Origin of the sequence: Edaphovirga cremea (assembly GCF_003332275.1) — a bacterium.
GTDB classification, from domain to species: Bacteria; Pseudomonadota; Gammaproteobacteria; order Enterobacterales; family Enterobacteriaceae; genus Edaphovirga; species Edaphovirga cremea.
Window position 1 is genome coordinate 22,240 of record NZ_QOVA01000012.1, and the last position, 11,443, is coordinate 33,682.

The window sequence follows — 11,443 nt, forward strand, 5'->3', positions numbered from 1 at the left end:
AACATCACATCATTCTGGATTATGAATCAAGGCTAGCCCTTTTCAGTACGCAGACGTTGCGCTGCCTGAACCATATTGGCCAATGACTGGCGGGTTTCAGGCCAGCCACGGGTTTTCAGACCACAATCCGGGTTGACCCACAGGCGCTCAGCCGGAATACGCTGCGCCGCTTTACGCAGCAGGGCTTCGATCCACTCCACGCTTGGTACATTCGGTGAGTGAATATCATAAACACCCGGACCGATTTCATTCGGATAATCGAACACTTCAAACGTCTCAAGCAGTTCCATATCGGAGCGTGACGTTTCGATAGTGATGACATCGGCGTCCAGTGCCGCGATGGAATCCATAATGTCGTTGAACTCGCAATAACACATGTGCGTATGGATCTGCGTGTCATCCTGCGCAATCGCGGCATTGAGTTTAAAGGCATCGACGGCCCATTGCAGATACGCCTGCCAGTCAGACTGACGCAGTGGTAAACCTTCGCGCAATGCAGGCTCATCAATCTGGATAATACCGATACCGGCTTTTTCCAGATCTTCCACTTCATCACGCAGCGCCAGTGCGATCTGCTTAGCGATAGTTTCGCGGCTGACATCTTCACGCGGGAAGGACCAGCAAAGAATGGTTACCGGACCGGTCAACATGCCTTTTACTGGTTTGTCAGTCAGCGACTGGGCATATTTCGCCCATTCAACGGTAATCGCTTCCGGACGGCTGATATCACCAATAATGACCGGCGGTTTTACACAGCGGGAACCGTAACTCTGAACCCAACCGTTTTGTGTGAAGACAAAACCATCCAGATGTTCACCGAAGTATTCCACCATGTCATTACGTTCAGCTTCGCCATGGACCAGAACATCCAGTCCCAAACGCTCCTGCTCGGCAATGGCCTGCTTGATATGTTCGCTGATACCGGTGCGATAGTTTTTGCCGTCCAGGCGACCTTGCTTAAAGTCCAGCCGCAGTCCACGAATCTCAGTGGTCTGTGGGAAAGACCCGATGGTCGTGGTCGGCCAGGCCGGGAGATTGAAGCGCTCGCGCTGCGCTGCCGCACGAATTGGATACGCATTCGGGCGCTCAATATCTTTTGCGGTAATTGCCGCCAGACGCTCACCGACGCTGGCATTATTAACGCGGCTCGAATTACGGCGTGCGCGGATCGGCGCGCTGTATTGCGTGATTCTGGCTAAGGTGGCCGCCTGCGGATCGTTCAGGGCTGACGTCAACAGTGACAGTTCGGCACATTTTTGCAGTGCGAAAGCAAACCAACTCTTCACTTCCTCGTCCAGTCGCGTTTCTACGCTCAGGTCGATTGGGCTGTGCAGCAGCGAACAGGAACTTCCCAGCCACAACTGACGGTGGTTGATCAGCGGTTGCAGTCGATCCAGCCAGGTGCCGAGATCGGCACGCCAGACGTTACGACCATTGATCACCCCCAGTGACAGCAACCACTCCGACGGCAGCGCCTTGTGCAGTTCGTCAATATCATCTTTACCGGCGACAACATCCACATGCAACCCCTGCACCGGCAGGCGGCGGATAACGTCAAGATTGTGGCCGACGCTGTCGAAATAGGTCGTGAGCAGCAGTTTTACCTGCCCTTGCAAAGCGTCATAAGCCGGTTGGAAGGCGTTCTGCCACTCCTGTGGCAATTCCAGTACCAACGCAGGTTCGTCGATTTGTACCCACTCAACGCCACGCTTTTTCAATTCTGCCAACACTTGCTGATAAACCGGCAGAATGTCATTCAATAGTGACAGGCGATCAAACTGCTCACCCTTCACTTTCCCCAACCACAAATAGGTTACTGGGCCGAGCAGCACCGGTTTCACGTTGTGACCCAGCGCCAAGGCTTCGTCAACTTCGTCCAGTAATTGCGTCCAGGTCAGCTTGAATTGCTGTCCCTGAGTGAATTCCGGAACCATGTAATGGTAGTTGGTGTTAAACCATTTGGTCATCTCGGCGGCAGCAGCCGGTTCACCGGTAGGCGCACGGCCACGGCCAAGACGGAACAGGGTGTCCAGGTCGATTGAACCATCAGCATTCTGATGGCGTGCCGGAACGTTACCCAGCAGCAGGCTGGTGGTCAGGACATGATCGTACCAGGCGAAGTCACCCACCGGCAGCAGATCAATACCGGCTTGCTGTTGTTGTTGCCAATGACGGGCGCGCAGTTCACGACCCACAGCCAGCAGTTCTTCTTGCGTTGAGTTGCCTGCCCAGTAACTTTCTTGCGCTTTTTTCAGTTCGCGACGCAGACCAACGCGCGGAAAACCCAGAGTGTGATTCAGAATTGCCATCGTTAATTCCCCATTTAGCCGTCCAGATGTTTACACATCCATAATCCGCAGGTACTGTATATTCCACAAGCGCAAATTGTTCACTGTCACTGTGAAGGACTCTCATGATCGAACTCAAACACCTACGGACGCTGCAAGCGCTGCGTAATACCGGCTCTCTGGCCGCCGCCGCCGCACAGCTACATCAAACGCAATCCGCCCTTTCGCACCAATTCAGCGATCTGGAGCAACGTTTGGGCTTCCGGCTGTTTGTGCGCAAAAGCCAGCCACTGCGTTTTACGCCGCAAGGAGAAATCATGTTGCAGCTTGCCGAGCAAGTGCTGCCGCAGATTCAGCAGGCGTTGCAGGCTTGCCATGAGCCGCACCAAACTGCCCTGCGTATCGCTATTGAATGCCATAGCTGTATTCAGTGGCTGACTCCGGCACTGGATAACTTCCATTTAAGTTGGCCGCAGGTAATGATGGACTTTAAATCCGGCGTCACTTTTGACCCGCAACCCGCACTGCAACAGGGCGAGTTGGATGTAGTGCTAACTTCTGACATTTTACCGCGCAGTGGGCTGCACTATTCGCCGATGTTCGATTTTGAGGTGCGTCTGGTGCTTGCTCCAGACCACCCTCTGGCGGCAAAAAGCCAGATTCAGCCGGAAGACCTGAGTGATGAGACGTTGATGATTTATCCAGTGCAACGCCAGCGATTGGATATCTGGCGCCATTTCCTGCAACCGGCGGGCGTCAGCCCAGCGTTGAAAAGCGTGGATAATACGCTGCTGCTCATTCAGATGGTGTCAGCCAGGATGGGGATCGCGGCTCTGCCACATTGGGTGGTGGAGAGTTTCGAGCGTCAGGGGTTGGTGGTTACCAAAACCTTGGGAGAAGGGCTTTGGAGTCGATTGTACGCCGCTGTTCGTGATGGCGAGCAACGTCAACCCGTGACCGAGGCATTCATTCGTTCTACGCGGCAACACGCCTGCAATCATTTGCCATTTGTACGTGATGCTGCGCGCCCAGGCGCCGGGATTGCGAATGTCAAACCTATGGCACAGCAATCTTAAGCTAATCGGGCTGTCTTTATCTGGACAGCCCGCTCTCTTGCCTTTTTCAGCACGCCCCGCACCATGCAAAGCCCTCAAAAGCAGTTACAGTAATTACATACGGTGAATAACCAGTCTGAATCTTACTGGCTCCTCGCGAGGCACTCATGCAAGCCATACGTTACTTTTCCCGGCTGATCTTCCTGTTTACCCTATTGTGCAGCCCCACACTCTGGGCAGCAAATGTCCCAACGGCGATCGATCCCTGGCCACACAGCGTACTGCTTTCCGGGACGGAAATGATGCTGCACCAACCCCAGCTCGATAGCTGGCAGGACAACCGCCTCACTGGTCGCATGGTGGTGGCAGTAAAAACCGGTACCGTGACCGATACCAATGGCAAACCCCAGGACAAAATCAGTTACGGCGTGGCCTGGTTCAGTACACGTAGCGATACTGACAAAGAGCAGCGGTTGGTCACGCTGGATAATATCCACGTCGATAAGGTTAATTTCCCGACAGATAGCAGCAATCAAGCGCATTATCTCGACTTGTTACAGCAACTGCCGCAAAAAACATTGACGGTCAGTCTCGACCAACTGGAATCCGATCTGGCGATTCAGGATAAAGGGCCACAGCAGAATGTGAAAGTGAGCAATGCGCCACCGCAAATCATTTTTGCCTTCCAGCCAGCAACGCTGGTATTGCTTGATGGGCAACCGGCCTGGCAAGCCACCGGTCAAAACGGCGTGGAACGCGCGATCAACACCCGATCCCTGCTGCTGAAAAAGAGCGGTGTGTTGTATATCTATTTTGCCAATGAGTGGTATACCGCGACCGATCTTAATGGGCCATGGGCGCAAAAAATGTCAGTACCCATTGAGGTGGTGAATGCCATGCAGGCGTCGGTGAAAAAAGATAACGTCGTCACCGGCCCGGAAGGAAAAAACCCGATCACCCAGCCCGCTGAAATCCATGTTGCCACTGCGCCAACAGAACTGATCCAGATCGACGGTGATCCGCAATTCATTCCGATTGCCGGTACCCAGCTTTCTTACATCAGCAATACGCCATCTGATGTATTTATCGACGCCAATCAAAATAACAATTGGTACATTCTGGTTTCTGGCCGCTGGTTCCACGCCGAGTCCGTCAAGGGACCATGGCAGTATGTCGCAGGCGATGAATTACCGGCAGATTTCGTTAAAATTCCGTCAAACAGCCCGAAAAGCGCCGTACTGGCTTCGATACCAGGAACACCAGAGGCGCACGAAGCGCTAATCGCCAACGCTGTGCCGCAGACCGCCAGTGTGTCGCGCAGTAAAGCATCGCTGACCGTCAGTTACGACGGTGGTACCGCCAAATTCAAACCGATTACGGGCACACCACTGCACTATGCCTGGAACACGGATGTACCCGTGATTGAAGTTGATAGTCACAGTTATTTCGCCGTGAAAAGTGGCGTATGGTTTTCGGCGACCTCTTCGCATGGCCCATGGACGGTTGCGACGACGATTCCAGCAGTGATTTACACCATTCCGGCAGACTCCCCGCTGCATTACGTCACCTATGTGCGGATTTACGGTAGCACCAGCGATGTAGTGTATGTCGGTTATACGCCGGGCTACTACGGCACGGTGGTGAGTGATGGCGTGGTGGTCTATGGCACCGGTTATCCTTGTAACGCCTGGGTCGGCGATGTCTGGTATAGCTGCCCGGCAACTTACGGTTACGTTAGCAGCTTTGCGTGGGATCCGGCGATCGGCTGGAGCTTCGGCTTCGTTAGCGGCTGGATTTGGGGCAGCAGTTGGAGCAACCCTTGGTGGGGTCCGTGGTACGGTTATTATCCACCTTACCATCCCGGCTACTGGGGCGGTGGCGTCTCGGTTTACAACGTGTATAACCACTGGGGCAATACCGTCGCCCAGGGTGTTCGTGCCGATTGGAGCAATCCGTGGAATGGTCATTACGGCAGCGACGTTCGCGGGAGTTTTTACAACAACGCGACGGGTGGCCACGGTTACGGTTATGCGGGTCGTGATATCAATGGTTATAACGGTATGACCCACGCCGCAGCAGGCGGTGTGCGATTCAATCCGCAGACTGGGCGCGCTATTTCGGCCAACGGCGCGGCGGTACATAATCCAGATACCGGCAATGGCCTTGCAGGCGGAGAACGCAACAGCGTCAATGCCAATACCGGGCGTGCCACGCACAGTCAAAGTATCGCGGGCAACACGCCGCAGGGTGCGGGCAAAACCGGCAGTTTTACCAGCGTCGGAGCAGACGGCGTGACCCACGGATCAGGCTATGTGCACTATGACAAGGAGACCGGTCAGGTCACCCATGGTGGGGTCGTTAACGGCCCTGATCACGTATACGCCGGACGCGACGGCAATATCTATCAATACAACAATGGCAATTGGCAGAAAATGGACGCCAGCGGCAATTTCGTGAAAGGCCAGCCACCCGCTGAAGTGAATAATGCCCAACTGGCCCGCACCCGAGGCACAGAAAGGCAGACGGAGCGAACCCAAACTTTGCAATCACGGCCACAGGTCAATCAGCTACAGATACAGCAACACATACCGCAAGATCGCGGTGAGCGATTGCAGCAGATGCATTCTTTCGATCGCAGTAACTACGTGCCACGCTTTCAAGGACGGATGGGTGGTCGAAGATAACGGGGCAGTAAAATAGAAAAGAGAACGGCGTCTGCTGACGAAGCAGACGCCGTTTTTTAGCGGGTCTGAACGACCCAACGTTTATGTAGCCACAGCGAAGCGACAATCAGTGAACCGCCGATAATAAAGCTCGGCCAATGCGGCGATTGCTGCCAAATAAGCAGATTCACCAACAAACCTGCGGGAACGTGGAAATTGTTCATAATACCCAGCGTTCCGGCATCGACCTGCGTCGCTCCCACATTCCACATGAAATAACCCAGCGCAGATGCCCCCACGCCTAACCAAATCAGGACTCCCCATTGCAAGGAGGTAGTGGGGAGTTTTTCCGGGTTTCCGAACAGTACCCAGGCGACGATTGCACACAAAACTGCACCGATATAAAACCAGGAGAAGGCGGTGTGCTGCGGCATCGGATGCGTTTCCATCAGGCGTTTGTAGCCAACCAGCCCAATAGCGAAACAGAGATTGGCGGCCTGCACCAGCAGCAACCCAATCACGAAATGCTCATTGATATGATCGTAGCGGATGATGGCCGCACCCAGTACCGCGACCAGCGCGCTGGAAACATAACCGAGACGCACGCCTCGGCCACTGAGCAGATCATAAATCAGGGTGATATAAAGCGGAGTGATCACGGTAAACAGTAAAAACTCCGGCACGGTCAGATACAGAAAAGCCTGGAAACTGATGAGATACATAATGCCAAGCTGCATCGCGCCGACTGCCATATATAACAGCAGCGTAGTTGGCCGATAGCCGCGCCAACGCAAGAAAGGCAAAAATACCAATGCCGCCAGCACCAAACGTACCAACACAGAAAAAACGCTGTCGACCTGTCCGGCCAGATATTCACCGATCAAACTGAATGAAAAAGCCCATAAAACGGTTGTGATGATCAGTAGAAGCACGGTGAGACCCGTTCAATGCAGAAGAAAAAGCAATTGTACCGGATGGCGAAGAAATTAATTCAGCGGAGATGGTTTACGTCTGTATTCTTTTTACACAAACAAATACCTATCTTGACACGATCGCCTACAACGCCTTGCCGGGGATAGGTTAAACTTAAGAAGCCTACCCGGCAGGAGGAAAAATCATGAAACGACTCACTGGAACATTCATCGCCATTCCTTTGTTTATTTCGCTGTCTGCACTGGCCAATACGATCACTCCCTTGCAGCAACAACAGCAACAGCAGACGTTTCAGGCTCAGAAAAACCTGCAGCAAAACATGCTCAACAATCAGCAGTTGCATCAGCGTCAGTTAGAGCAGGATCTCAAATATAAAAACCAGCAACAGAATATGCAGTTACGTTCGCAACTACAGAATAATCAGCAGCGTTTGCAGCAAAACCAGTTGCGTAGCAATCAATCATTACAGCAACAGCAGTTACAAAATAACCAACAAGAGCGTTTGCGTACGACGCCTTGAGCTGCCCTGTGGTGTTTAGATCCTTACGCCCATCAACGTCAGGATTAGCGGTGTCGTGATGGCGGCCAGTGCTGTCGACATCACCAAACTTGCCGCCGCGGGGCCACCCAATACGTTGAACTGGCGCGACATCAGATAAACATTCACCCCGACGGCCATCGATCCCAGCAATACCACTACCCGGGTTTCCATCTGCGGCAAATCCATCATCCAGGCCAAGACCCAAATCACGCCAGGCTGCACCAACAGCTTCAGCGTACAAATCGCTGAACTCAGTTTCCATCCTTCACTGATGCGGTATTCAGCCAGACCCATACCCAGCACAACCAGTGAGAGCGGGGCAGCAATCTGACCCAGCATACTGACGGGTTGGTCAACGAATTTTGGCAATGGCAGTCCGGTCAAACTGAACGTCGTTCCGGAAATAATGCCGATAATCAGGGGATTGGTCAGCACACTGCGTGCCGTTTTGGCAAAACCGGTGAGGGTCGGGGTGCCATTTCTTGCCCACTCAATCGAAATAGTGACCAGTGTCCACAGAATCAAACCATTGAAGACCAGAACCAGCGCCACAGAAGGAATGGCCTCTTCCCCCAGCATGACGGTCGCGATAGGCAGGCCAAGCATGACGTTATTTGAAAAAATGCCGCCCAAGGCAAAGACTGAGCCCGAAACACCGTCCAGCTTGAACACGCGGCGTGCCAGAATGCGACCAATAACGAAAACAATCAGGCAACTGCCAAAAAAAGCGATCAGCAGACGGGCATCCACAGCGGGGCGCTTGGAGAAGTCGCACATCATACGGAATAGCATAGCGGGTAACGCGACAGAAAAAACAAAGCGGGTGAGACCATCGGTGATGGTTGACGGCCATTTTCCCCAGCGCATCAAGCCATATCCCAGCACAATCAACACAAATAGCGGCAATGACAGCAAAATCTGATGCCAAAGTGAAAGCAGAAAAATAGGCATGATATTCCCTTGCTAACCCAACCTGATCTGGAAAAAAGACGCATTTACTGGGCATTCATTAATTGAATGCTCGATTTTTAAAATAGCATTTTAATCTATAAATTTTCTGTGGCTATTACAATCGCAATGCAATTAACAGGGTGTATTCTGTCAAAGGTTTTATCGCTAATCAGTGAAAATCCGGGTCTATCAGATCGATACGATCGGTACAGATACAGTCAACGCCCCAGTTCAGCAGAAGCCGGGCACGTTCCGGGCTGTTCACCGTATATACCAGAATATGCAAACCGGCTTCCTTCAGTGCTGCAACCCGTGCTTCGGTCAGCGCTTTATGATCAATATGCAATGACACGCAGTTCAGTCGCTGAGTCAGGGCCAGCCAACTATCATCCCATTTCTCCAGCAAAATCCCCCGCGGCAATTCGGGCGCCGTCTGCATTGCCGCTTCCAGTGCGTCGACAGAAAATGAAGAAAGTAGTGGAGCAACGGTCTGCGTCTGCCACAACCGGCGTGCCGCCAGAGCCACAACCCGGCCTGTTTCTTTTTCCAGCCCGGTCGTGGGTTTGATTTCAATATTCGCCATCAGCCCCAAGCGAGCACATTGTTGCGCCACTTCTGATAGCAATGGCAGTTTCTCGCCGCGAAATGCTGGGCTGTACCAACTTCCGGCATCAAGTTGTACCAATTTGTCCCAGACCAATTCTCCCGCCACACCCCAACCATTACTGGTACGATCCAGCGTGTCGTCATGCAACAGGAAGATCTGGCCGTCTTGAGCCAATTTGGCATCAAGTTCAATCATTTTGTGTCCGTGCCGGGCACCCACTTCAATGGCCGCAAGCGTATTTTCAGGTGCCAATGAGCCGCCACCACGATGCGCAACAATCGAAGGATAAGGCCAGTCTTTAGTCATCATTCCATCCGTAATCCGCTTGGCGAATCAAAAAAATGCAGTGCCTGCGCGGGCAGGCGTACATAGAGTGTTGTGCCCGCCTGTGGATAATACTTATGAGACAAGCGGGCAAATGACCAAAGTACTTGGAAGTGCGGGTACAAAAATTATAGTGCGCGGCGCAGGCGTGCGACAGCCTCATGCATCTGCTCTTCCGTGGCGGTCGCAAAGGAGAGACGCAAGGTTGAGCAGTCCGGATTATCAGAGAAGAAGTATTCACCTGGAACAAAGACGACGCCCTGCTTGATTGCCTGCTCGAGCCACACGGACGTATTCACTTGCGAACGGAATCGTGCCCATAGGAACATGCCGCCTTTCGGCATATCAAAACTGATGTAGTCACCCAACTCCTGCGTCATGAGACCGGCCAGGGTTTCACATTTGGCTTTATACGCCGCCCGGATTTTCGCGATCTGGGTCGGCAAGCGATTGAGGCCCAGATAATATTCCGCTACCGTTTGTGACAAGGAGTTGGAGTGCAGATCTGCGGCTTGTTTGATAATGGCTACTTTATGTAATAACCACTGCGGCAGAACCAGCCATCCGAGACGCATCCCAGGTGCCAGAATCTTGGAGAAGGTCGACGTATAGACAATATTGGCCGCGTCGCCGTAGGCCTCTTTGCCGAGTTGGGATAGCGTTGGATTACGCTCATCAGTGAAACGCAGTTCCCCGTAAGGATCATCTTCGACAATCAGGAAGTGGTGCTGATGCGCCAATTTAACCAACTGTTCACGGCGAGCACGACTGAGCGTCAAACCGCTGGGGTTGCCAAACGTCGGCACCAGATAAACGCCTTTTATCTTCTGGGTTTTCAGCAATTCTTCCAGTTCATCAACCACCATGCCATCGCTGTCGGATGCAACAGACATAATATTAGCTTCAGCCAATTGAAGCGTTTGCAATGCAGCCAGATAGGTTGGCCGTTCGACGACAAAAACATCACCGGGATCGACCACCGCACGCATTACCAGATCCAATGCCTGCTGGGAGCCTGCGGTGACAATGATTTCATCAGCCCGGGCAATAACACCACGTTCGGCACACAGCGTAACTATACCTTCACGCAGTTTTTCACTGCCTTCGGTCAAGCCATATTGAAACGCATTCTTTGGCTGCTGGGTGATAGCCAGTTGCGTGGCTTCATTCAAACCCTCGAAATCGAACAGCGCATCAGAGGGAATACCACCCGCCAGCGAAATGATATTTTCCATCTTGCTGTGTTTCAGTAGTTCCCGGATCGCTGAACTTTTTAACCTGTGCATCCGTTGCGAGAGTAATCCTTCTGTATCCATTTCCGTTCTCTTTGTGAGGGTGGGCCGGTATTCTCCGGCCCTGGTTTTATCAGGTACCGAATCAGGCGCCGAGATAAGCACTGCGCACTGCTTCGTTAGCGAGCAAAGCATCACCGCTATCTTCTAATACCACATGCCCATTTTCCAGTACATATCCACGATCTGCGAGTTTTAATGCCTGATTGGCATTCTGCTCAACAAGGAAAATGGTCATTCCCTCTTCCCGCAGCAGTTGAATGGTCTCGAAAATCTGCTGAATGATGATCGGTGCCAGTCCCAGCGAAGGTTCGTCAAGCAGCAGCAGTTTAGGTTGGCTCATCAGCGCACGGCCAATCGCCAGCATTTGCTGTTCACCACCGGACATCGTGCCCGAACGCTGCGCCTGACGCTCTTTCAAACGCGGGAAGAGCGTATAGACACGCTCTATGCGCTCCTGATACTGGTCGCGATTGGCAAAAAATCCGCCCATTGCCAGATTCTCTTCCACTGTCATTCGGGAGAAAACGCGTCGGCCTTCAGGAACGATAGCGATCGCTTCGCGCATAATGCGGGCAGTTTGCCAGTCGGTGATATCTTTCCCTTCGAAGACGATATTGCCATGCGTCGCACGCGGCTCACCGCACAACGTGCCCAGCAGCGTGGTTTTACCCGCACCGTTCGCACCGATGAGCGTGACAATTTCGCCTTTGTTGATTTGCAGGCTGACTTCATGCAACGCCTGAATTTTACCGTAGTGGGCGGAGACCTGATTAAACGACAACATTA

General features: G+C 52.8%; 9 protein-coding genes and 1 pseudogene. 3 read left to right on the forward strand and 7 right to left on the reverse strand.

The window, feature by feature from the left end; all coding sequences use genetic code 11:
• Positions 1–32 precede the first annotated feature (32 nt).
• Complete coding sequence (metE, locus tag DRI82_RS15870; protein WP_114194889.1) at positions 33–2,309, reverse strand: 5-methyltetrahydropteroyltriglutamate--homocysteine S-methyltransferase; 2,277 nt, start codon at positions 2,307–2,309, stop codon at positions 33–35.
• Positions 2,310–2,413: 104 nt separating this feature from the next.
• On the opposite strand from metE, the gene metR reads away from it, so the two are divergent.
• Positions 2,414–3,364 carry an HTH-type transcriptional regulator MetR gene (gene metR / locus DRI82_RS15875; protein WP_114194890.1) on the forward strand — a complete coding sequence of 317 codons (951 nt, stop codon included), beginning with the start codon at positions 2,414–2,416 and terminating at the stop codon, positions 3,362–3,364.
• Between the two features lie 146 nt (positions 3,365–3,510).
• Positions 3,511–6,027, forward strand: a complete 2,517-nt coding sequence (locus DRI82_RS15880; RefSeq protein WP_114194891.1) for a hypothetical protein — start codon at positions 3,511–3,513, stop codon at positions 6,025–6,027.
• Between the two features lie 56 nt (positions 6,028–6,083).
• Here the strand turns inward: DRI82_RS15880 and DRI82_RS15885 are convergent, their stop codons facing one another.
• The gene (locus tag DRI82_RS15885; protein WP_114194892.1) at positions 6,084–6,938 is read right to left on the reverse strand and encodes a carboxylate/amino acid/amine transporter; all 855 of its coding nucleotides are present in this window, start codon (positions 6,936–6,938) and stop codon (positions 6,084–6,086) included.
• 185 nt (positions 6,939–7,123) lie between these two features.
• Here DRI82_RS15885 and DRI82_RS15890 point away from each other — a divergent pair, with 185 nt between their 5' ends.
• Positions 7,124–7,459, forward strand: coding sequence for a hypothetical protein (locus tag DRI82_RS15890; protein WP_114194893.1), 336 nt, complete (start codon positions 7,124–7,126; stop codon positions 7,457–7,459).
• 15 nt (positions 7,460–7,474) lie between these two features.
• Here the strand turns inward: DRI82_RS15890 and DRI82_RS15895 are convergent, their stop codons facing one another.
• The 5 genes and pseudogenes from DRI82_RS15895 to livF all read right to left on the reverse strand — a co-directional run bounded on the left by DRI82_RS15895 (position 7,475) and on the right by livF (position 11,441).
• Positions 7,475–8,431, reverse strand: coding sequence for an AEC family transporter (locus DRI82_RS15895; RefSeq protein WP_114194894.1), 957 nt, complete (start codon positions 8,429–8,431; stop codon positions 7,475–7,477).
• Positions 8,432–8,600: 169 nt separating this feature from the next.
• Entirely contained in the window at positions 8,601–9,344 is a 744-nt protein-coding gene (gene ugpQ, locus DRI82_RS15900) for a glycerophosphodiester phosphodiesterase (protein ID WP_114194895.1), read from the reverse strand.
• Positions 9,344–9,454, reverse strand: a pseudogene (gene ugpC, locus DRI82_RS24370) (sn-glycerol-3-phosphate ABC transporter ATP-binding protein UgpC); the annotation flags it as partial. The pseudogene ugpC and the gene ugpQ, both read right to left, overlap by 1 nt.
• A gap of 36 nt (positions 9,455–9,490) precedes the next feature.
• The gene (locus tag DRI82_RS15910) at positions 9,491–10,678 is read right to left on the reverse strand and encodes an aminotransferase-like domain-containing protein (protein WP_114194896.1); all 1,188 of its coding nucleotides are present in this window, start codon (positions 10,676–10,678) and stop codon (positions 9,491–9,493) included.
• A gap of 61 nt (positions 10,679–10,739) precedes the next feature.
• Positions 10,740–11,441, reverse strand: a complete 702-nt coding sequence (livF, locus tag DRI82_RS15915) for a high-affinity branched-chain amino acid ABC transporter ATP-binding protein LivF (protein WP_114194897.1) — start codon at positions 11,439–11,441, stop codon at positions 10,740–10,742.
• Positions 11,442–11,443 lie beyond the last annotated feature (2 nt).

Excerpts from the sequence above, each read along its gene's own strand:
- metE (WP_114194889.1), bottom strand. The coding sequence starts at position 2,309 with ATGGCAATTCTGAATCACACTCTGGGTTTTCCGCGCGTTGGTCTGCGT.
- metR (WP_114194890.1), top strand. The coding sequence starts at position 2,414 with ATGATCGAACTCAAACACCTACGGACGCTGCAAGCGCTGCGTAATACC.
- DRI82_RS15880 (WP_114194891.1), top strand. The coding sequence starts at position 3,511 with ATGCAAGCCATACGTTACTTTTCCCGGCTGATCTTCCTGTTTACCCTA.
- DRI82_RS15890 (WP_114194893.1), top strand. The coding sequence starts at position 7,124 with ATGAAACGACTCACTGGAACATTCATCGCCATTCCTTTGTTTATTTCG.
- DRI82_RS15895 (WP_114194894.1), bottom strand. The coding sequence starts at position 8,431 with ATGCCTATTTTTCTGCTTTCACTTTGGCATCAGATTTTGCTGTCATTG.
- ugpQ (WP_114194895.1), bottom strand. The coding sequence starts at position 9,344 with ATGACTAAAGACTGGCCTTATCCTTCGATTGTTGCGCATCGTGGTGGC.
- DRI82_RS15910 (WP_114194896.1), bottom strand. The coding sequence starts at position 10,678 with ATGGATACAGAAGGATTACTCTCGCAACGGATGCACAGGTTAAAAAGT.
- livF (WP_114194897.1), bottom strand. The coding sequence starts at position 11,441 with ATGTTGTCGTTTAATCAGGTCTCCGCCCACTACGGTAAAATTCAGGCG.